Origin of the sequence: Bombilactobacillus mellifer (genome assembly GCF_000970795.1) — a bacterium.
Lineage (GTDB): Bacteria > Bacillota > Bacilli > Lactobacillales > Lactobacillaceae > Bombilactobacillus > Bombilactobacillus mellifer.
The window spans coordinates 793519-816679 of sequence record NZ_KQ034028.1 but is presented as its reverse complement, the minus strand read 5'-3'; the positions used below and the strand labels follow the sequence as shown (position 1 = coordinate 816679).

Genomic DNA, 23161 nt, shown 5'->3' with positions numbered 1-23161 from the left:
TAAGCGCAACAATTTTGGCAATTTTAACGGAGTTGATCTTTCATGGCGAATCCTAAACAATACAATTCGCAAACCAAACATTATCAAACCTCTGACCAAACTAAGGACTTAACCACTCCCAAAGCGGGGCAAAAAAAGTTCTCTCTTCGTAAGTTTATTATCGCCGTCTTGGTCCTAATTTTATTGATCGGTGTTGTTCCACCAATTGTTCACTGGGTAACTAATTTTTTGCCAATAACTCAAACTAAAGAAAAAACTACTTCTAGTGCGCCGGCTAAATCCCAGCCTAAACGTAAACAAAAATCAAAGTCGCAGCCCAAAACACAATCGAATCATCCCAATTTAAAAACTTTTCAAACTCTTCACATTAATTCTAAAACCGGGACAACTTTGACTACTTTAGAAAAATTATGGGGGACTCCGAAGTATAAGCATCATTATGGATCTGAACAATCAGCCAGTTGGAATAAAGTTCAAAAAGGCGGCTCTAACGCCAGTGTGGATTTGCAATTCAAAAATAATCACGCCGTTTCCAAGTCGATCAGTGATTTAAAAGTTACCCGCAAACACTTAATCAGTAAAACGGACATCAAAAATTTGAAAAAAGGCACTTCAAAACAAAAAATTGTCCAACAACTGGGACCGCCCAATGATTATACGGAGTACGGTAATAATCATAGGCAAGAATGGACTTATAATTCTGGGCTCAATGGTGCCGGCAGTGCTTCTTGTACCTTGTATTTTTCTAAGGGTTTGTTTGATAAGGCTTATATTTACGATATGGAATAAACTGCTGGGGCTTTTGTTTTTTAAGTTTCCAATTGAAGACAATAAAAAAATCTCATTGACTGGCGTGTTGACCAAGATGAGATTTTTTTGTGGTCTAGTTTAATTTATAGCTTGTCCGCCGGTTACGCCATAAATTTGACCAGTAATGTAGCTAGCCATTTCTGAAGCTAAAAAGATATAAACGGGAGCTAGTTCATCAGGTTGGCCGGCACGTTGAAGCGGTTCTTCATGACCAAACTCCGGAATCCCGGCTTGTTGTTGACCACCACAAACTTGCAACGGTGTCCAAATTGGTCCTGGAGCCACACCATTCACGCGAATTCCTTGAGCCGCCAACTCTTGGGCCAAATTCATGGTAAAATTAGCAATCGCGGCTTTCGTAGAAGCGTAGTCTAATAAAAGCGGTGTCGGTTGAAAAGCCTGAATCGAAGTAGAAGTCAAAATCGAACTGCCTGCTGGTAAATGAGGAACTGCGGCTTGAACCATCTCAAACATAGAAATAATATTGACTTCAAAAGTATCGTGAACACTATCTAAAGACAAATCCGCTAAACTATCAGCGTGTTGCTGGATGGCTGCATTCATTACAACTAAATCCAACTGATCCAAGTCATGCAACGCTTGCTCCACTACGAGCTGCGCTTGTCCACGTTGACGAAAATCAGCGGGAATTAAGACTGCCTTATGACCAGTCTGTTTAATTAGTTGACCAACCTCTTGGGCATCAGATTCTTCTTCCGGTAAATACTGAATGGCGACATCAGCACCCTCTTTCGCAAAACCAATAGCGACAGCCCGACCAATCCCAGAATCACCGCCCGTGACTAAAGCATGACGCTGAGCTAATAAATCATGCCCCTGGTAATCTTGCATATCACCATTGGGAACGGGATCTAATTTACTTTGCAGTCCCGGATACTCTTGGGATTGTTGTGGAAATTTTGCTGTCTGATAACGTGTCAGTGGATTAGTTAAATTTTTTGCCATTCTTAAAATCTCCCTCCGTAATTGCAACTTCACGGTAGCGCTTTTATTAAAATAAGACAAAATATTTGCTCATTTATAAGTATTATTAATTGGAAGATGACCAGAACTTGTAATCGATCATCTCTTGTAATTATGCTCAAAGTTTCAATTACGAGCTGTTCGATTATAAGGTATTTCACTGATAATTTTTCTTTTGCAAGTGATTAGTGCAAGCTGATGGCGACCATTGAGTAGTTTTTATAAATAATAATTTTGCTCCCAGATACACTATTCATCCTTGTTTATTTAAGACTTATGCGTATAGATAAGCGCTTACTTATTACAAAAAACTTTAAAAATCGAAGTCCTGACAAGACGCACAATTGCAAATTTAATTTTGGATTCCAAGTCGTAGACCAACGCAGATTTATCAATTGGAAATAACCCAACTGATGAAAGAAGGGTATTAACTTTGTGCTGTAATTGACCCAGTCCCCTGGAGAGAACCTTTTCTTAAATTTGCATTCCCAATCACCCCGTCAGCCACCAGCAACTTATGAGCGCATCAAAAAAATCCTGTTAATAGAATTAATCAAAACAATTACTATTAACAGGATACAAAAACTCTGTAAAAGCTTAAGCTTGGGACTTTTCTTTGATGGTTGTTGCCGATTTCTCTAATAATTGTTCTTCATTAGAAGTCAAAGCTAATTCTACACGTGCTACAATGCCATCACGTCCGACAATCACAGGATAAGACATATATGTCCCATATTTTTCCTGATAACTGGAAACCGGCATTTCCGTGCGTGAATCGCTCACAATCGCCCGGACAATCCGCACCGCCGCGGCGGAAACTCCGTAATTAGTGTAGTGCTTTCCTAAGAAGACGGTTGCGCCACCACGTACTACTTGGTCTTCTAAGTCTTGCAATTTTAAGCCATGGGATTGTGCTAACTCCGTCAGTGGTTGTTCTAGAACTTTGACCGTCGACCAGGCAATAAATTGTGAATTGCCATGTTCGCCTAAAGCGAAACCGCTTACAGATCGAGGATCAACATGGAATTGCTGCGAAACAACTTTTTTCATTCGTGCCGTATCTAGCAGCGTCCCGGTTCCCAAAACATGTTTTTTAGGTAAATTAGTCAGTTGTTGGTACAAATTGGTAATAGCATCCACTGGATTAGAAATCACCAACAAAATGCCATTAAAACCGCTTTGCTTAATAGAATCGGTAATGGGCCGCAATTGTTTTTTGTTATATTCCAATTCTTCGAAACGGTCACCTTTGCCTTCCAGGGTGATTTTTCCTAAAGTACTAATGACAATTTGCGCATCTTGCAACGCAGCATAGTCATTCACCATAATATTTACATGATGCGGCAAGTTAGCCATGGCGTCTTCAAAATCGACAGCATCAGCCTGAACTTTACCTTCATTTACATCGATCATGACTAAGTCATTAACGAGTCCGGACACAATTAATTCATGAGCAATAGTGCACCCCACATGTCCATCGCCAATAATTCCAATTTTAGTTGTCATTTTTTTAATTCCTTTCTTTGTTAATCGCACCAACTAATCGTTGGTATCCAATGAACTAGTTTAATTATAAATTTTTATGAACCTAAAATGAATAAGTTTAAGAAAACTCTTGCCGTTTTTTGAAATTATTTTGAATCAATTTTTGCAGCTTTTGCTATACGTTGGATCCCAGACTAGCATCCAAACCCTTGTGCCACCTACTTTATTGCAGCCACATTGCCCACTCACCTGCAACTTCATAGCGAACCAATTTGTGGATTGTGCAATAGAATTCATAGGAATTGGTCATAGTTTCTACAGTAAAAGATCCGACCAATTATAATAGCTTCTCTTTTTATTTTTTCTTTTAAAGCATATAATTACCATTATTAAGCTTTATTAAGATTGATAAGGAGTTTTATGAAAAGACAATTAAATTTTTTTGCAGCTCTAGCTACTGTCATGGGCACGATGATCGGCGGGGGTGCGTTTTTCAAAATTGCCAATGTTTCAGCGCTTACCCATAATGCTTGGCTGAGTATTATTGTGTGGCCGTTAGCCGGGTTGATTACCTTAATGGCCGGACTAAGTATTGCCGAATTGGCTGCCATTTTTCCCGAAAACGGTGGCCCAGTTAAATATTTGGAAAAAATCTACGGCGCGCAAGTGGCCTTCCTTTTTGGTTGGTCTTTAATTATTATTTATTATCCCGCTAATATTGCTGCTTTAGCGATTGTTTTTGCCACGCAATTTAAAGCGCTCCCTTTTTTTAATAATTGGTCAACCACACTTATCGCTTTGTTGGTTATGCTGCTTATTTTAGTCATTAATTGGTTAGGGGCTAAGCTCAGCAGTCAAGTGCAAAAACTGGCACTGATTGTCAAATTGTTGCCGATTGCCGCGATTATTCTATTTGCTTTATTTTATCCAGGTCCTAATCAGTTACAACAAGCCCCTGTTCCCCATTGGAGCACCAGTTTGGGAACGTGGACATTTGGTCAGGCTTTGTTAGCGGTACTTTTTGCTTATGATGGTTGGTTAAGCATAGGCAATTTAGCTGGTGAAATTAAAAATCCTGCTAAAACCTTGGCACAAGCCATTATTTGGGGACTTTTGGGTGTCACCATTATTTATACTCTCTTAAACTGGAGTTACATTCGGGTTTTACCTTGGTCACATATCGTTAACAATTCCAAGACCGCTATGTTAACAGCCCAACAATTATTCGGCGGTAGCGGGGGCAATTTAGTGGTGGCTGGGATTTTGGTTTCTTTATTCGGCGCTATGAATGGTCATCTTTTAGTGGGATCGCGCATGCCTTATATTCTAGGACAAGAAAAGCAACTACCCTTAGCGAATTTTTTCGGGCAATTAAACGAAAAAACTTTTGTACCCACTAACAGCATGTTGTTTGAATGTGCGATTGCCACAATCATGATCTTTTCGGGCACCTTTGATTCTTTAACTGATATGTTGGTGTATGTTTCTTGGATTTTTTCGATATTATTGTTTGTGGGAATTTTTATTTTACGGCGCCAACAACCAGAATTAAAACGACCCTATAAAATTCCCGGTTATCCGTGGCCCCCAATTCTAGCCATTGTTGGTGCATTATTTATTGTCATTACCACAACAGTTACTCAACCTATTTTGGCCATGATTGGTATTTTATTGACGTTGAGCGGTGAACCGGTTTATTTATATGTCCATCGATCAATACATAAAACTGAATCCTGATGTAATTCTAGTTCTTGAGATTATTACAGCCGGTGTTTTATTATCATGACTGTTTAGACTCTTATGGATATAGTTAGCTCCATTTAATTTGATAGTAAATAAAAAAGACCACCTTCAAGTAGTCTTTGAACTGATAGTCATCCAGAAAACTAATTTTGTTGTAAGGCAAAAATTATCTGATGTTTTCGCGTAGCATGAGCCGGTAAAACAATGTCGCCAAAGTTGGGATGATTAATGGCATCGGGCAACATCTGGGCTTCCAACGCCACCGCTTCACTAGGCTGGGCCAAAGCGCCATGATCCCGTTTAAAGCTGACCCCAGGTTGTTGCTGGGACATAGTATACATGATTAAACCATTACTCTCGCTCAAAAGATTAACTTGGCGACCATGAGTGGTCTCACGTAAACTGGCGACCAGTTGGGGTGTCTGGCTCGAACCTGCAATGACAAACGCATCATCAAATCCCTGATTGGCCTGAATAGCAGTTTGTAAATTCTGAAAATCACTAAAATCATAGGGCGTCTTCGCATTAGCGCACATTTGGCCAGTAGGAATTAACTCGGAGTCTAATTGTAAATGCTGTGTACTATTGATTTTTAATTCGTGAGTACTCAGATCAGGACGGTCGCTGAAATTAAAATATACATGACAGGTGGGATTGAACAAGGTTGCCTCTGGACCGTTTTCAGCTGTAAAAGTAAGCGTCACTTTATTTTGATTGTCCAAGGTGTAAGTGATATGCACTAGGCAATCGCCAGGAAAACCATCCACTTGTGCTTCAATTTTTTTAGTAAACATCACACTGGCGGTTTGACTGCTTTGCTCAGTGCTAAAGTCCCAATTTAAAAAGCGAAAGCCTTGATCACCCCCATGCAAAGTATTGCCATTTTCATTCGTGGGCAACTGAATAGATTTATTATTTAAGTTAAATTGACCTTGCTTAATCCGCCCCGCTACTCGACCGATGGACTGACAACAACACAAACCATTGGTATAATAAGCCGCACAATGATCAAAATTCATCAATAAATTTTGGTGCCCACCAGCTTTATTGGGCACTAAAAACTCATACCAAGTCGCACCTTGCGACAAGCAGGAAATTTCAACTCCTTGATTATTCTTTAATCGCACTTGCGTAATTGTTTGACCCTGATAATTTTCAAATGGTTTTACAGTAACTTCCATGACTTCTCCCCTGAGATTAAACTCATTAATAAAATACACTACTTCAATGGGATTATTGAAATAGTGTATTTATTGAATTATTACTTGAACGCTATTGTATGAATCAGACTGGCGTTCAGAGCATGCATTGATTTATTGAATGCTGCACAAATCTACACCGTACATCTTAGCTAAATCGGAAACCTGTTCTTCACTAGCAGCAAAGGAGAATACTGTATGGTGCCCACCACCGGCTTGAATCCATTGAGTAGCTCCTTGCTTTAAGCCAACTTTTGGGGTCCACATTTGTTTAGCTACTGGTAAATGCGGTGTTTCTTTTTCTGCTTGATGTGCATCCACGGCATAAGTAACTAGTTTAAAATTATTTCTGAAATCAGCTAAAGTAACATCAATCGCATCACCCTCCAAACCAGAAAAAACTAATCTAGCGGGATCGGCTTTATTACCAATATCTAAAGGATGTACTTCCACCCGTGGCTTCTCTGAAGCAATTGACGGATCAACTTCCAACATGTGGGAACCTAAAATAGCTTCGTGGCCCGGACGTAAATCCAAAGTGTAATCTTCCATAAAGGCGGTCTTTTGATTATGAGTCATAATCTTAAAGGTTCGTAAAAGAGCAGCAGTCTTCCAGTCACCTTCACCAGCAAAACCGTAACCATCACGCATTAATAATTGGGCGGACAAACCTTGCAATTGCTCCAGACCATGCAAGTCTTCAAAGTTGCTGGTAAAGGCACTATAACCCCCCCGTTCAAAAAAGCGCTTCATGGCAATGTATTGTTTCAATTGATAACGGACAGTCTTTTGATAAGCACTTTCGTCCATGTCACCGGGAACCAATGTGTATTTCGACTTTAAATCCGCATATTGTTCATCAATTTCAGATTCTTGCACTTTATTGATTTCAGCAACTAAGTCGCCCACACCATAATAGTCTACGGTCCAGCCTAATTGAATTTGCGCTTGAACCTTATCGCCTTCAGTAACGGCCACATTGCGCATCGTATCACCGAAACGACAAACTTTTAATTTGAAAGATTCGTCATAAGCTACGGCGACATCTTCCCAATCTGCAATTTGTTGCATAATGGCAGGATCTTGCCAATGACCATAGATAATTTTGTTATGCTTTTGTAAACGAGCATTAATATAGCCGTATTCCCGATCGCCATGGGCACTTTGATTGAGGTTCATGTAATCAAAATCAATGGTATCGTAAGGAATGTAATTTAAAAATTGGGTGGCAAAATGCAAAAGTGGTTTCTGGAGTAATTTAGTCCCCCGGATCCAATTTTTAGCCGGTGAGAAAGTATGCATCCAAGTAATAACACCTGCAACCTTATCTTGATAATTAACTTCTTTCATAAACTTTGTAATCTCATCAGCGGTGGTCAACACTTGTTTGAAAACAATCGGATAAGGCAAATTTCCGTTTTCGTTTAAACCGGCAACAATCTTTTTAGCATCATCGGCCACTTCTCTTAAAGTTTCTTCACCATAAAGATGCTGACTGCCTACCGCAAACCAAAATTCATATTGAGGTACTTCTAACATATAATCAAACGCTCCTTACTTTTGAAATTAATGCTAAAACTTTTGCATGATTACTCTACTGCATCTTTTAAAACTGCTGCTTGATTCTCTAAAGGCAAAGCTGTCTGATAACGTTTAAGATAGTGAGCCGCGCCTTGAACGCCTTGCGGCTCAGGGCTCAAAGTCATCAGTTCAGCCTTCACAAAAACTTGTTTATCTAAATAGTCTTCCAGGGATTCCTGAGCACCTGATGCTACATATTGGGCCAAAACAGCCATGCCCCATGGACCACCCAGACTGGCATTAGTCATGACGGAAATGGGCAGATTTAACATATTGGCTAAAATTTGTTGACCAACTACTGGTGTTTTAAATAGCCCCCCTTGGGCGATCATAACATCAGTCGTTACTCCTTCTTCCTGGGTTAAAATATCCATGCCGATTTTCAGCGGTGCATAGGCCGAATATAATTGTGCCAACATAAAGTTCGCCAAAGTAAATTTACTATTAGGTGTTCTGACTAACAGCGGCCGGCCTGCTTGCGTTTTGGTAATTGGTTCTCCGGAAAAATAACTATAATTTACTAACCCGCCTGCATCCGGATCAGCTTTGGCAGTTTCTAAAAATAAAGTACTATATAGTTTATCCTCATCGAGATCTAGTCCCAAACGTGCCGCAAAATCATGGAAAACCCGCGACCAAGCATTAATGTCTGAAGAACAATTATTAATATGCACCATGGCTACTGGCAAACCTGCCGGCGTGGTGACGATATCAATATCTTGATGGACCTTTTTCAAAGGACTGTCCAAAACCACCATCGAAAATTCTGAAGTACCCACGGAAATATTGCCGGTTCGCAGACGAACACTATTAGTACTGATCATGCCTGTCCCCGCGTCACCTTCCGGTGGAGCCATTAAACTACCAGCTTGTAAAGTACCCGTAGGGTCTAGTAAATGTGCTCCTGCAGTAGTTAAATGTCCCGCCACAGTTCCGGCTTTTAAAACGTGAGGTAAGATCTTTTCAATTTGCCAAGGATATTTTTGAACGGCAGCTAAATCATTAAATAATTGCAAACATTTCTGGTCAAAATGACCGGTGGCATCCACGGGAAACATTCCTGACGCATCGCCCACGCCAATATTTTTTTCACCTGATAATTGCCAATGCACGTAACCCGCTAATGTAGTCAAATAATTGATATCGGCGACATGCGCTTCCTTTTGCAAAATCGCATGATACAAATGTGCAATACTCCACCGCAAAGGAATGTTGAAATTAAATAATTTGGTTAACTTGGCAGCGGCATCACCCGTAATAGTGTTGCGCCAAGTTCTAAAAGGAACCAGTAATTGATCGTGCTGGTCAAATGGTAAGTAGCCATGCATCATGGCACTGATACCGATCGAACCAATGGTTTCAATTTTGACATGATATTTACTGCTGACATTAGCCGCCAATTGGGCATAGCTTTTTTTCAAACCGGTGAAAATTTCGGCTTGGGAATAAGTCCAGATCCCATCTTGCAGGCTGTTTTCCCAGAGATAACTACCTGAAGCAATGGGTTGAAAATCAGTAGTAATGAGCACGGCTTTAATTTGGGTTGATCCAAATTCAATTCCTAGAGCTGTTTGACCTTCTTGAATGAGTTTGGCTGTTTGAGCTAGATCCACTGTTACTTCACCTCTTTAACCACTTTTTTACTGTGATTCATACCAATGGTTTCAATTTGTTCCAAGGTATAGCCTTTCGTCTCTGGAACAAAGAATTTAACAAATAAAACACCTAAAATACAAATAACTCCAAAAATGGCAAAGACGATCTCTTGCGGCATCGAAGCTGTCATAAGCGGAAACAGCAACCCGACTGCCCAAGAGCCAATCCAATTAACCGATGAAGCTAATCCTGAAGCACGTCCCCGAATAGCTAAGGGGAATATTTCACCTACTAGTACCCAAGTTAAGGGGGCCCAAGTAAAGGAATAAAAAGCTACATAGATACATAAAAACACAACTGTTGTCATGGGATTAATCTGCGGATCCAAAACATTCAAGATGGACGGAAGCAAAAATGACAAACCCATAACAGTTCCTCCCAAGATGAGCAAAGTCCGCCGTTTGCATTTTTCGGCAATCGCAATGTATACCAACGATCCAATGACTAAAATGACCCCTTGAACAATCGGCCACATTAAAGCCGAACTAGCAGCGCTGCCGGTTAACTTTTGTACAATGAGGGGAATATAATAAAAGATCGCATTAGCTCCTTGAAATTGTTGAAAAGCTGCAACACCAACACCGGCAATCACTAAATACCGATATTTGCCGCTAAATAATGAACCCCAGGTGGTTTTTTCCGTTGCAATGTTTTCTTTTTTGGAGGCCGACTTTATATCGTCAATTTCGGCCTCCACTTCTTGATCATTTTTTCGAATCCAAGAAAGTACTTGTTTGGCTTCTGCTTCCTTACCATTCTTTATTAAAAAACGCGGTGATTCTGGTAAGCGTAAAACACCACCCAGCAAAATCAAGGCCGGAACGGCAGCTAAGCCTAACATGATTCGCCAGCCCCAAGATTGAGGCAAGCCTTTTAATAAAAAGTCCATAATATAAGACAACAACATTCCTGAGACAATCATCGTTTGATTCAAACCGGAAAGACTACCCCGGGCATTGGCGGGGGCCATCTCCGACATATAAGCCGGAACTAAAGCCGATGCAGCTCCCACGGCTAATCCTAATAACGTCCGCACAATAATCAAATAAATAGAACCATTATTGGGAGCTACCATTGAGAGGATTGCAAACACTGCAAAAACCACTGCGGACACCAAAATCATCTTACGGCGACCAAACCGATCGGAGAGTTGTCCGGCAACCGCGCCGCCAAAGATAGCACCAAACATAACTGCCGAAGTTATGCAGCCCACTATCAAGGCATTAGTCAGGTTCCAATCCTTTTCCAAGAAAGGCAAGGCCCCTGTCATAACTCCAATATCGTAGCCAAATAAGATTCCTCCGAACGAACCAAAGAAATAGATAAAGCCACTGGAAATTTTTTTCTTCTCTGCTATCACTCAATTACCCCCTGTTTAATTACCAGTACACAGGTTAAGTGCTTTCTAGAAAGCACTTTCATAATATATTTTTTATTGGAGTAATTCAATAGTCCTAAAAATTCATTCGAATGTTTATTCACTATATAACTGTTCAGAGATCCGATGAAGTCAAGGTTTTCTATAATCCAAAATAATCATTTGTTTTTATTGGCCTCTTTTTTACTAAATTTATTGTTAGATCCTTTTTTAATTTTGGATGCTAAGATCAACTCTTACAGAACTAAGAAGATTTCATCTTATTTTTTAGAAAATATATGCTATGCTTTAAAAGAGCCTATTAGGGAAACATTATAGCAATAAATTTATTCCAATAAATTTGAGGAGGTTCTATTTTGAAGCGTGATTATCTGATTATCAAAGAAACTATTAAAAAAGAAATCACTTTTGGGCATTTTAAGGTTAATCAGCAGTTGCCCACTGAAAATGAACTGATCGAACATTTTAAAGTTTCGCGCTATGCTGTGCGAAAGGCTTTGACTGAGCTTCAAAATGAACATTTAATTTATAAAATTCAAGGTAGTGGTATGTTTATCCAGGATTGGGACAAAAAATGGCAAGTCAATCCCCGTAGTAAAACTGTCGGCTTGATTTGTACTCATATTGCAAATTATATTTTTCCCCAAATTATTTCGCAAATTGATGCCGTCATTGATCCCAAGGGTTATTCTCTGTTGATCGCCAATACACACAACTATCCGCAAAAGGAACGTTCTAATCTCATTAAGTTATTAGATTTACAAGTAGCCGGTTTAATTGTCGAACCCAGTGAGAGTGCTAAGCCCTGTCAAAATGCCGATATCTACCAACGGATTGCTAAAAGTAAAATCCCCATTTTATTTATTAATGCGAAATACCCGGAATTCGATTTTCCGGCTATTACCAATGCTGATCGTTTGGCAGAAAAAGAATTAATCACTTATTTACTGCACCAAGGACATCAAAAAATTTTGGGTATTTTTCAAATTGATGATTTACAAGGTACTGAAAGAATGAAAGGCTTCATTCAGGCCTATCAGGACAATAATATTAATCTGGCCAACAGTAATTTAATTATGTACAGTTCCCATGATGCTTTTACGGTAATTAGTAATAAAATTGACGTGTATCTCCACAGTAACCAACGACCTACAGCTATTGCTTGTTACCACGATGAGTTAGCTATTTTAGTAATCGACAAACTAAAAAAACAACATATTCGCATTCCCCAAGATATCTCAGTAGTGGGGTTTGATAACTATGAGGCAGCTACTTATTTAACTCCCAGTTTAACCACGATGAATTATCAACGCACCACTGTTGGTCAAGAAGCGGGTAAAGGTATCCTCGCGCTAATAAATGGTCAAAAGTTTGCCTCAATTGAACACCATCCCCAATTGAAATTACGTAATTCAGTAGCCTCCCTTACAAAATAAAAGCACTGCTTAATCAGATGATCAGCAGTGCTTTTTTATTTTCATCATTAGTTCAAAATTACTTTGGGCTTAATGACCGGTCCTTTGATGGGGCGTAGGATCAGATTTGCGATAAACCTTGACCTCCGGCTTTTTCATTAATAACCATAAAACTAAATAAGCCAAGATCCCTGGAAAAGCTGTCAAAGAAAAGATAAGCCAAAAGACTCGTAACAAATTGGAATTCCAATTTAGATAGTCTGCCAATCCGCCTAAAACGCCGGCAATCACATAATCCGTTCCTGAACGTTTAATTGGCAAATGCATGATACTCGCCTCGCTTTTTGTTATATTACATATAATATTATATATCAAAATATAAAAAGTGGCAAGCATTCTACTCAATTGTATAATTACTGCATTTGTTAGCGTTATCATTTCCGATAATAAAATCTAGGAGTTAACTAGATCACGGTTAACAAAGTCTGGAATAAATAATCACTGCTTTGGGCACCAGGATCTAAATGCCCGCGGGAACGTTCTTCTAAATAACTAGCACGTCCCTTTTTGGCTACTAAGTCGCGGGTAGCTTGTAAGTAAGTATCTATCTTTTGCGATGTCAATTGGTTGGCAGCAAGAGCTTGGGCTACGGGTTGCCAAACATCCAACATCGTTTTATCACCTACTTGAGCTTGACCCCGCCGCTGAATGCCAGCAGCGCCAGTTTGAATCAAGTCGGCTAACTCTGCTGATTGTTGTTTAGCCGCATTGGACATATCTAAAAAGGCTGTACCATACAAAGGACCTGAGGCTCCCCCTACCTTACTGATAAAGGCAAATGCTACTTGTTTTAATAAGGTACTCAAGTCGGGTAAGGAGGTCTGCAACACCGTTTGAATTTGCGTCACTCCGCGGGTCATATTCGTCCCGTGATCGCCATCACCGATGGCTGTATCTAATTCATTCAATTCTGCTTTATGATCTAAAATCGTTGTCGCAAAAGAAGCTAACCAGGCTTGCGCTTGTGTTTGTGTTAATTCCATATTCCATCACCATCCTAGAGTTGTAACATCTGCAGTTAACCAATCGCGCCAGCCGGCTTGTAGTTGTAAAAGGGTCAATGAAATTCCAGTCATGTCAATCGAAGTTACTAGATTGCCCACTTTCCAAAAATCTACAGCTACGCCTTGTTGTTGCAAAATATCCGCTACATCATTGGCAAAAATATACTGTTCCATCAACGGGGTGGCGCCCATGCCATTTACTAAAATTGCATAATGTTGTTGAGTAAAATCAGTAAACTCACCTTGCAATTGTTCCAGCATCTTCGCCGCCAATTCATGAGCCGTGACTAACTTTTCCGTATTCCGACCACGTTCATTATGAATGCCTACGCCAAATTCTAATTCATCGTCAGCTAATTCAAAGCCTGGATGGCCTACTCCCGGAACAGTAGCGGCATGTAAAGCTACTGCCAAAGTTTTTGTTTGCTTGATTACTTGTTGGCCTAAATCTTGCAACTGTTCCAAAGTATAACCCGCACGAGCGGCTGCTCCGAGTATTTTTTCAACCAAGACGGTGCCGGCTACGCCCCGATGGCCTTGTTCACTATCTTGAATAGCAATATCGTCATCCACAACGACTGTAGCGACTTGATGATTGTCAGCCTCGGCCATTTCTCGAGCCATATCAAAATTCATAACATCACCGGAGTAATTTTTAACAATCAATAATACGCCTTGCCCCTGATCCACTGCATTAATTGCTGCGTAGATTTGATCCGGCGTTGGTGAGGTGAAAATTTCACCACAGACAGCTGCGCTTAGCATCCCATCACCCACAAAACCGGCATGAAGGGGCTCATGGCCACTCCCTCCACCGGAAACTAACCCCACTTGAGTCTGATTTTGAAATTGCGGGTCATTCCGAATAACGGCGGTCGTTTGTTCTAAACAGCGTAATTGACCATTACTAGTTTGAACCAAGCCTTGAACCATTTCTGGTACAATTTGCTCGATTTGATTAATAAACTTTTTCATTTGCTTGACCTCCTTAATGATCTAAATAAATTATATAACTATTTTGCTAATTATTCCGGATTATTCGTAACTGTTCGGAGCGTAAAATTACTTTACCGACAAGCGATTAGGAATCCCGATAAATAAAAACCGCCAATAACTCTTCTCTAACTGATAACTATTCAGCGGCGGACCTTTACGATTTTGAATTCCACTCAAATACAGCCGAAAATTACTTGTCGGTTCTTAACAAAACAACTCTAGCGTTTTCAAGGAGTTTATGTTGGAGCATTTACTTGATTCATCGCTTTACCCAGCATTACGAAGCAGCAATTTGAATTGCATAAATATCTTGTAGGTTAATTAAATAATTTTGTGAACCCACCACAAGTTGATCCACATAATAGCCGCGAATCTGGCCACAAATCGGAGCACTAATATATCCTTCAACATCACGTTGAGCCAGATCAATTTGGACGGGTAAATTTTTTTGATAGGCTTGCTGAATCACTTGCACAATAGCAGCGGTAGTCATTTGCGGCAGATGTTGCTGTTGTTCTTGAGTTTTTTGTTGTTGTGCCATTTGCTTCAATTTAGACGTATGATCACTTAGATAAAACCCTTGCCACTTCAACATGCCGCGATCTTGATATTCGCTTAAAAATTGTTGGACTAATTGCGCATCAAATTTATTGTTAGTCATAAGCGTTACCTCCATTATGTCCTCCTACTAATCCAGTGCGTTGAATCGCTGTGGCTCCGGTCATCAGGCTTGATAATTTAACAATCGAACGAAAGCCATAACGCTGTCGAATAGCATCAACGGTGCGATCTAATTGCCGTTGTTTCAGCAACTTATTGTTGGCATCGAAAATATTTAATTGGACTACTCGATCATCCACTAAATCAGAACAGCTAATCGCAATATTTCTTACTGCTTCGCCTTGCCAGCGATCAGTAAATAGCTTTAAAACCGTCGTTGTTAAAAAGTAATTGTCATTAGTCGCTTCAATTTTCATAGAATGTCCAAAACCACCGCGCTGACCTGCTGTTCTGGCGGACCAGGCAAAACCAATATGTAAGCTCACCACGCGCGCAGCTACATGGTGTGCACGTAGTCGTGCTCCTACCTGCTCGGCAATTTCGCGCAATACAATTTCAATTTCGCCACGCTGAGAATAATCCCGTGGCAACACTTGTGAATTTCCGTAAGATTTATTGTGCGGATAATAAGTTTCGCGAATAATTGCCCGATCAATCCCCCAGGCAAACGCGAATAATTGACTGCCGATAACGCCCAGCTGTTGTTTTAATTTATAGGGATTATAGTGCGCTAAATCGTACATTTGTTGAATCCCCAATGTATGAAGCTTTTTTTCAGTCCGTGGGCCGATTGACCATAAAGAAGCCAAATCTTTTATCGGCCATAGTTTGTCAGGAATATCTTCGTAATGCCACTCGCCAATTAGACTATGTGCATGTTTGCCATCGAGGTCCATAGACCACTTTGCCAATAAAGGATTATCACCAATTCCTACAGTGACATACAGTCCTAATTCATGACGAATTTGAAGTTGAATTTTACGGGCGACCTCCCGTGGACTATTACCAAACAATTTCCAACTATCATTCATATCAATGAGAGATTCATCAATCGAATAAGGATGAATATCCTCAGGAGCCGCAAAATGCTGAAAAATCCGATTAATGGCTAGATTATATTTAATATACAAATTCATCCGCGGAGGCACGATCAACAAACGTGGATCCTGAGGTAATTCCCGCCGCCGCATCACATTGGAGATGCCAAATAACTGTTTGGCTCGTGGACTAGCTGCCAACACTAGACCTCCGTTAGTATTTTCAGCTTCCGACATTACTACTAACAGCGCCTGTAGAGGATTTAAATGCCGTTCTACAGCTTCTACACTGGCATAAAACGATTTGTTATCAATCATAAAAATAACCCGCCGCGGTTCGCGTCTATAATCATATCCGTACATACTTGATTCCTTTATTTCATTAGTTTACTAAAATAATTATAGAACAAGTGTTCGCCTTTTGCCAATAAAATTAATTAGCTCGACTCCAATTCATTCTTGCCGGTTGCTAAGAAATTCTTCATGCCCCTTTTTTATCTTATGGTTTTTACAGAAATTTCCTAAAAGGATAAAACTATTCTTCTATTATCATTTAACAAATTAAAGTCTGCTCATGTTCAACAACTAACTTGAAAACTAGTAATTTTTTATTAATTTGATATTGAATAAAACTGATTTGTTTTTTATAATGTAAGCGTCTTCAAAAATAAATATATAGAAGGGAAGTATGATGATGGACAATCTACCAACAACATCAAAAAGCTCATATTTAGAAAAGGCCGGAGAATTTAAAATGAAAACCAAGACCTTGCCTAAAATGAAACCGACTGACGTACTGGTCAAAGTAATGGCTGTCGGTATTTGTGGTTCAGATGTTCATTTTTATGAACATGGTAAATTAGGCAATTGGAATGTGACAGAACCACTCATCTTAGGTCATGAAAGCTCCGGTCAAATTTTGGCTGTGGGTTCTGATGTAACAGATTTTAAGGCTGGAGATCGAGTAGCCATCGAACCGGGGGTTCCTTGTGGTCATTGTGAATATTGCCGTAAGGGCTATTATAACTTGTGTCCGCAAGTCCAATTTATGGCTATCCCCGGAACTGATGGTGATTTAACACAATACATCGTTTATCCATCTGATTATGTCTATCATATTCCGGATGACATGTCCTATGAAATTGCTGCTTTAAGTGAACCGTTCTCCGTTGGTGTCCACGCTTCTCAATTACTTGATGTTAGTCCCGGCGAAACAGTCTTCATTTCTGGTTCAGGACCTGTTGGTTTGATGACAATTATGGCTGTCAAAGCTTTTGGTATTCACGACATTATCGTAAGTGATGCCGAACCATTCCGCTTGGAAACTGCCAAAGCTCTGGGAGCCACACATACAATTGACGTTACCAAACAAGATGTAGTAGAAGAAGTTAAAAAATATACTAATGGCGAAGGTGTTGGTTATGCTTTTGAGGCTTCCGGCAATAATAAGGCCGAAACTCAAGCCTTGATGACACTGAGACGGCGTGGCAAGATTGCATACATTGGAATGCCCGCAGTAGACGAAGCGCCATTAAATATTTCCTTTATGACCACTTATGAACCTCAAATTTACGGTCTCTTCCGGTATGCTAATACCTATCCTTTAGCAATTGATATTTTGCATGATAACATGGATTTGGCCGGTAAATTAATCACTGACTTCTATACTCTGGAAGAAACCCAAGATGCTTTTGAAAGAACCCGGACAGCTAAATCCGAATCTTTGAAAGTGGTTATCTATCCAAACGAAAAACTGCGTGATAAATAATTCGGATTCAAAAATTAATTATTAAAGCAGGTTAAAAATTAACCTGCTTTTTTTGTGCCGAACATTAATTCTGAATTATAAAATTATTAAATAATAGTTTATTCTGCTTATGCAACAATTGTAAATAAGTGAATAGTCATTAATCAGCTGAAAAATAATAATTTTTTTTGTTAATTTGATATTGATTAAAATTAATTTGTTTTTTATAATGCAATCGTCTTCACTCATTAACTCATAGAAAGGAACATCACAATGGAAAAGTTACCAACTGTCTCACAAAGCATGTATTTAGAAAAGACTAAAGATTTCCAAATGCGAACCGAGACCTTACCTCCCATGAAACCCAACGAGGTCCTGATTAAGGTAATGGCAGTAGGAGTTTGCGGATCCGATGTTCATTTTTATGTAGGAAATTGGAATGTCCCAGAACCATTAATTTTAGGTCATGAGAGTGCCGGTCAAATTCTGGCAGTGGGCTCTGATGTGCATGATTTCCAAGTGGGCGATCGCGTCGCGATTGAACCGGGTGTCCCTTGTGGTCATTGCACATATTGTCGTCAAGGCCACTATAATCTCTGCCCCCAAGTGCGGTTTATGGCAGTTCCTGGTACTAATGGCGATTTAACGCAATACATTGTGTATCCCGCGGATTATGTTTATCATATTCCTGATGATATGTCATATGAAATTGCTACCTTAAGTGAACCCTTTTCAGTTGGCTTACACGCTTCACAATTACTGGATGTCAGTCCCGGTGAAACAGCTTTTATTTCAGGTGCGGGGCCTGTCGGTCTCTTAACGATCATTGCCGTGAAGGCTTTTGGGATTCACGATATCATTGTTAGTGATGCGGAACCCTTCCGGTTAGCGACTGCTAAAAAATTCGGTGCCACTCACACAATTGACGTCACCCAACAAGATACGGTCATCGAAGTTAAGAAATATACTAATGGTGCAGGTGTCGGTTATGCTTTTGAAGTTTCCGGCAATAACCAGGCGGAAACGGCGGCATTAATGACTTTACGTCGGCATGGTAAGATTGTCTATATTGGTATGCCGGGGGCCGTGGATGAATCTCCTTTAAATATTTCCTTTATGACTACTTATGAACCACAAATTTACGGCTCTTTTCGTTACGCTAACACCTACCCTTTAGCTATTGATATTTTACATGACAATATGGAGTTAGCTGGGCAATTGCTAACCGATTTTTATACGTTGGCAGAAACCAAAGAGGCCTTTGAAAGATCGCGTACCGCGAAGTCTGAAACTTTAAAAGTTATTATTTATCCTAACGAAAAGCTGCGCGAGCAATAATTAGCAACTTCCAAGCAGTGCTTTCAAAGTAGATTGTCTACATCGGCAGTCTACTTTTTCGGTTGACTTTCCCTCCAAGAGTGATTATGATATTAACATTAAAATTTATTAATAATTCCAAGGAGGTTTTCATAATGGAAACTACTTTATTCTACAATTGCCAGCTATTTGATGGTAAGAATCCCCAAATCCAACCTCATTCTTGGTTTTTAGTAAATCCCGCAGGACAAATTAGTGCTCGTGGCCAGGGAACTACTCCCCCTGCCGAGCATCGTGTCGATTTACATAATCAGTATGTTATGCCTGGATTGATTAATTGCCATACTCATTTATGTTTAGATCCCGACGCTTTTGACGGTGATACGGGAACCGACAAAGTGACCGCCACAGTCCGGGCTGTCCAGAATGCACAAACTATGTTGCGCTCCGGTGTCACATATGTTCGCGAGTGCGGCAGTATTAAGGGTGTAGATATTACGTTGAGTCAATTAATTGAGCAACAGAAATTAACTCACGTTCCGCAAATTTTACCAGCAGGCTTGCCCTTTTCAATGACTGGAGGTCATGGCAGCTTAAATAATGGTACCCAAGAAGTGGATTCTCCTGATGAGATGCGCCGAGCTGTCCGCCAAGCTTTGAAGCAAGGTGCTCAAGTCATTAAGGTGATGGCCACTGGCGGCGTTATGAGTCCGGCCGATTTTATGAATGATCCCCAATTAAGTACTGCAGAAATGCGGGCAGCCGTTTTAGAAGCACATCACCGTCAAAAAACGGTAGCGGCGCATGCCGAAGGTAACCCGGGCATTTTAAATGCTATTGAAGCCGGGGTGGATTCAATTGAGCATGGGTTCTATGTCAATGATGCCGAAATTGACCTTATGTTAAAGCAACATACTTTTTTAACCCCGACTTTTATTGCCGCTTGGGCCATCCCACGTTTTGGTCAGGGAATTTTGCCAAATTGGGAAATTAAAAAAGCAGCCGATGCCCTAGATGACTTATATCAAAATATCAACCATGCTTATCAACGTCAGGTACCGATTACTTTAGGAACGGACGCCGGAACGTGTTTTAATTATTTTGATCAAACTCCTAAAGAATTAGAACTAATGGTGGATCATGGTTTCAGTAATTTTGACGCGCTTCAAACTTCTTGGCATTCAGCACAACTAATGCAAATTGCGGAGCATTACGGTACGCTAGAAGAGCAAAAATTTGCTGACTTTTTGGTTTTAACGCATAATCCCTTAGAAGATATTCGTGCCGTACAGCAAGTTAACAAACAGGTATATCAAAAAGGCAACCGTGTTGCTTAATAACGGCCCTGATAAATAACGAAGCAATTAAAAAGACTATCCTTCAGTGGATAGTCTTTTTGATTGCTAAACAAGTGCATGATTAGGCGGGATTCAAACTCACAATTTGGCCGGTACGGGCCGATTTCAAACTGGCAAAAAGTGCTTGCATAGATCCCAAAATTTGTGCGGCGTCCAAAATAGTGGGCCGATCTTCTTGGATAGATTGAATAAATTCGGCAATCACTCCAGATGATCGCACTTTACTGGTGGGCCATTGGTAATTCATGTGCTGTCCATTGCGGAAAATGACTTGCAAAGGAAACTGCGGATCTGCTTGGATTTTCATAACTCCTTGACTGCCATAAATATAGGTAGAATTTTCCTGAGGGCCATAATAAGTCCAACTCGCAATGACCGTCCCCCGAACACCGGAACCAAATTGATAAACTCCAATAGCGTTGTCATCAACTCCAATTAGCTGGCCATCGGGCGAATGTTTATCCAGGGTTGCTGTCTGTGCCCAGACGGCTTGAATTTCATCGGCTAATAAATAACGTAACAAATCAATTTTATGAATACCTAAATCAAAAATGGCGCCGGATTGTGACAGCTTTTTATCAAAGAACCAGGGATTTTTACCTCCCACACTCCAAGTTTCCGGTCCCGAATGACCAAAAGTCGTCTTAAAGGTCAATAAATGCCCCAACTTCCCTTGCCGCAATAATCGATAGGCTGCTTGATGAGCTGGTATCAACCGTTGATTGTGATCAATCAGAAGTTTTTTACCAGTTTGGCGGGCTATTTGGACCATTCTTTGACAATCCGACCACGAAGTCGCCATGGGTTTTTCACATAAAACATGTTTTCCGGCCTTTAACGCTTGAATGGCAACTGCAGCATGTGCTTGATTAACTACACAAACACTAACCGCTGTGATTTGAGGATCTGCTAATAATGCCGCTAAAGTGGTATAAGCATGCCCACCGTATTGCTGTGCCAAGGCTTGCGCGCGCGATAAATTATTATCAAAATAGCCTACAACATCCACAGCCGGATTCGCTAAATATTCAGGAAGATGGCGCTTTTGTGCAATGGCCCCACATCCAATAATTGCAACTTTGACTTTTTCTTTCATTTAGATCCTTTCTGCAAATATGATAATGACGACAGTACCAACTATTGTTCCAATAAATAAACAACTGTCCCGTAAGGCGGCAGATTAAATACTTGCGAAGTCAACTGCTGATTTATTGCAAAATTACTAATAATTAACTTACTGGTAGTAAATTGCAGTTTGGAAGGTAATTGCACTTGGCACAGATGATCCGTAAAGTTCCCACTGACTAATAAGACTTGGTGATCTTTAGTTCTTAAATAACTAAAGGTAGATTCGTCATCTGCATCTAATAACTGATAATCGCCGGTAGTAATAATCGGCAAATCATGCCGTAATTTAATGAGTTTTTGGTAATAATAAAAGACCGAAGCCGGATCTGCTAACGCTTGGGCTACATTAACTGTGCGATAATCAGGATTTAGTGGTGGTAAGTTGGGATTAGTCTGCGTTAGAGGCTGATCATTCCACGGAATCGGAGTTCGGGCGTTATCACGAGATTTTAAATAAATCGCTTGCATAACTTGTGCCGGATCAAGATGTTTCTGATGAATAAAATCATGATAGACATTCAAGGTATCTAAATCATGATAATCATTGATCGAATTAAAGTGCGGATTAACCATTCCAATTTCTTCACCCTGATAAATAAAAGGAGTTCCACATTGCATGTGCAAAATGGTGGCTAACATTTTGGCAGACTGCTCTCGCCAACGCGGATCAGGATTACCAAAACGCGTAACAGCCCGAGCTTGATCATGATTGTTCCAGTACAAACTGTTCCAGCCATTATTTTGGATCATCATTTCTTGCCACTTAGTGAAGACTTGCTTTAAAGCCGTTAAGCGAAAACGTTTGGTCGAGAATTTTCCTTCCGGACCATAGTCCAGATGCATGTGGTCAAAATGAAACACCATATTTAATTCATGACGCTCAGCTTGAGTATATAATAAAGCCTCTTGAACAGATGTATGCGGCGTTTCCCCAACAGTCATGACATCATAATGGGATAAAACTTCCCGATTCATTTCTTGCAGATATTCATGTTCTCTGGGCCCATTGGCAGCCCCGGGATAATAACTGCCATATTGTTGGTGGGGAGATACAGGACTATTAGCATATTGGGGATCTTTGGAAAGTAAACTAATAACATCCATGCGGAAACCATCAACGCCTTTATCTAGCCAAAAACGCATAATTTTATAAACTTCTTGCCGTACACGGGGATTCTCCCAATTTAAATCCGGTTGTTCTTTAGCGAACAAATGTAAATAATATTGCTGGCGCTGGGGAACATATTCCCAAGTCGAACCGCCAAAGCTTGAGCCCCAATTAGTCGGCGGCGTTCCATCAGGATTAGGATCCTTCCAAATATAAAAATCTGCATAAGGGTTGGTCCGATCTTGTTTACTTGCTTGGAACCAAGCATGTTGTGAGCTTGTATGATTGACTACCAAGTCCATAATCAATTTTAAATTCGCCGCATGTAATTTTTGTAACAACTGATCAAAATCAGCCATCGTACCATACATAGGATTGATTTGATAGTAATCGGAAATATCATAACCCTGATCGATTAAGGGGGATTGATAGATTGGATTGAGCCAGACTACATCTACCCCTAATTGAACTAGATAAGGAATTTTGGGAACAATTCCCGCTAAATCTCCTACTCCATCGTGATTACTATCATTAAAAGTTTGCGGATATATTTGATAAACCACACTATGTTGCCACCATTTTGTATCTGCCATA

At 40.2% G+C, this 23161-nt stretch carries 19 protein-coding genes; 6 read left to right on the top strand and 13 right to left on the bottom strand.

Going from position 1 to position 23161, the window contains the following annotated elements:
• Window positions 1-42 precede the first annotated feature (42 nt).
• A complete protein-coding gene (locus tag JG30_RS04000) occupies window positions 43-789 on the top strand; it encodes a DUF3862 domain-containing protein (protein ID WP_046316352.1) in 747 nt (248 codons plus the stop codon).
• A 99-nt stretch (window positions 790-888) separates the two neighbouring features.
• Here the strand turns inward: JG30_RS04000 and JG30_RS03995 are convergent, their stop codons facing one another.
• A complete protein-coding gene (locus tag JG30_RS03995; RefSeq protein ID WP_046316351.1) occupies window positions 889-1776 on the bottom strand; it encodes an SDR family oxidoreductase in 888 nt (295 codons plus the stop codon).
• Window positions 1777-2391: 615 nt separating this feature from the next.
• Window positions 2392-3300, bottom strand: coding sequence for an L-lactate dehydrogenase (locus tag JG30_RS03990; protein WP_046316349.1), 909 nt, complete (start codon window positions 3298-3300; stop codon window positions 2392-2394).
• A gap of 399 nt (window positions 3301-3699) precedes the next feature.
• On the opposite strand from JG30_RS03990, the gene JG30_RS03985 reads away from it, so the two are divergent.
• Complete coding sequence (locus JG30_RS03985; RefSeq protein WP_052725195.1) at window positions 3700-5016, top strand: APC family permease; 1317 nt, start codon at window positions 3700-3702, stop codon at window positions 5014-5016.
• A 149-nt stretch (window positions 5017-5165) separates the two neighbouring features.
• Here the strand turns inward: JG30_RS03985 and JG30_RS03980 are convergent, their stop codons facing one another.
• The 4 genes from JG30_RS03980 to JG30_RS03965 all read right to left on the bottom strand — a co-directional run bounded on the left by JG30_RS03980 (window position 5166) and on the right by JG30_RS03965 (window position 10815).
• Window positions 5166-6203 (bottom strand): aldose epimerase family protein, encoded by a 1038-nt coding sequence (locus JG30_RS03980; RefSeq protein WP_046316345.1) that lies wholly within the window; start codon window positions 6201-6203, stop codon window positions 5166-5168.
• A gap of 132 nt (window positions 6204-6335) precedes the next feature.
• Window positions 6336-7760, bottom strand: coding sequence for an L-arabinose isomerase (gene araA, locus JG30_RS03975; RefSeq protein WP_046316344.1), 1425 nt, complete (start codon window positions 7758-7760; stop codon window positions 6336-6338).
• 50 nt (window positions 7761-7810) lie between these two features.
• Window positions 7811-9415 carry a xylulokinase gene (locus tag JG30_RS03970; protein WP_046316342.1) on the bottom strand — a complete coding sequence of 535 codons (1605 nt, stop codon included), beginning with the start codon at window positions 9413-9415 and terminating at the stop codon, window positions 7811-7813.
• A gap of 2 nt (window positions 9416-9417) precedes the next feature.
• A complete protein-coding gene (locus JG30_RS03965; RefSeq protein ID WP_046317233.1) occupies window positions 9418-10815 on the bottom strand; it encodes a sugar porter family MFS transporter in 1398 nt (465 codons plus the stop codon).
• Window positions 10816-11192: 377 nt separating this feature from the next.
• Between JG30_RS03965 and JG30_RS03960 the strand changes: the two genes are divergently transcribed.
• Entirely contained in the window at window positions 11193-12272 is a 1080-nt protein-coding gene (locus JG30_RS03960) for a GntR family transcriptional regulator (protein WP_046316341.1), read from the top strand.
• 69 nt (window positions 12273-12341) lie between these two features.
• Here JG30_RS03960 and JG30_RS03955 read toward each other — a convergent pair whose 3' ends face one another.
• From JG30_RS03955 to JG30_RS03935, 5 genes are all read right to left on the bottom strand, one after another.
• Entirely contained in the window at window positions 12342-12578 is a 237-nt protein-coding gene (locus JG30_RS03955) for a PspC domain-containing protein (RefSeq protein WP_046316339.1), read from the bottom strand.
• A gap of 137 nt (window positions 12579-12715) precedes the next feature.
• Entirely contained in the window at window positions 12716-13294 is a 579-nt protein-coding gene (gene dhaL, locus JG30_RS03950; protein WP_046316337.1) for a dihydroxyacetone kinase subunit DhaL, read from the bottom strand.
• Between the two features lie 6 nt (window positions 13295-13300).
• A complete protein-coding gene (gene dhaK / locus JG30_RS03945) occupies window positions 13301-14290 on the bottom strand; it encodes a dihydroxyacetone kinase subunit DhaK (protein WP_046316335.1) in 990 nt (329 codons plus the stop codon).
• 298 nt (window positions 14291-14588) lie between these two features.
• On the bottom strand, window positions 14589-14972 hold the full coding sequence (locus JG30_RS03940; protein WP_046316332.1) for a hypothetical protein: 384 nt from the start codon (window positions 14970-14972) through the stop codon (window positions 14589-14591).
• On the bottom strand, window positions 14965-16227 hold the full coding sequence (locus JG30_RS03935; RefSeq protein ID WP_245626290.1) for a Y-family DNA polymerase: 1263 nt from the start codon (window positions 16225-16227) through the stop codon (window positions 14965-14967). The genes JG30_RS03940 and JG30_RS03935 overlap by 8 nt, the downstream gene beginning before the upstream one ends.
• Before the next feature lie 436 nt (window positions 16228-16663).
• On the opposite strand from JG30_RS03935, the gene JG30_RS03930 reads away from it, so the two are divergent.
• From JG30_RS03930 to JG30_RS03920, 3 genes are all read left to right on the top strand, one after another.
• Window positions 16664-17677, top strand: a complete 1014-nt coding sequence (locus JG30_RS03930; RefSeq protein ID WP_245626289.1) for an NAD(P)-dependent alcohol dehydrogenase — start codon at window positions 16664-16666, stop codon at window positions 17675-17677.
• Window positions 17678-17929: 252 nt separating this feature from the next.
• Window positions 17930-18994: an NAD(P)-dependent alcohol dehydrogenase gene (locus tag JG30_RS03925; RefSeq protein WP_046316327.1), complete on the top strand. Its 1065-nt coding sequence runs from the start codon at window positions 17930-17932 to the stop codon at window positions 18992-18994.
• Between the two features lie 134 nt (window positions 18995-19128).
• The gene (locus JG30_RS03920) at window positions 19129-20310 is read left to right on the top strand and encodes a metal-dependent hydrolase family protein (RefSeq protein WP_046316325.1); all 1182 of its coding nucleotides are present in this window, start codon (window positions 19129-19131) and stop codon (window positions 20308-20310) included.
• A gap of 82 nt (window positions 20311-20392) precedes the next feature.
• Here the strand turns inward: JG30_RS03920 and JG30_RS03915 are convergent, their stop codons facing one another.
• The gene (locus tag JG30_RS03915) at window positions 20393-21427 is read right to left on the bottom strand and encodes a Gfo/Idh/MocA family protein (RefSeq protein ID WP_046316323.1); all 1035 of its coding nucleotides are present in this window, start codon (window positions 21425-21427) and stop codon (window positions 20393-20395) included.
• Between the two features lie 41 nt (window positions 21428-21468).
• Entirely contained in the window at window positions 21469-23160 is a 1692-nt protein-coding gene (locus JG30_RS03910) for a glycoside hydrolase family 13 protein (protein WP_046316321.1), read from the bottom strand.
• Window position 23161 lies beyond the last annotated feature (1 nt).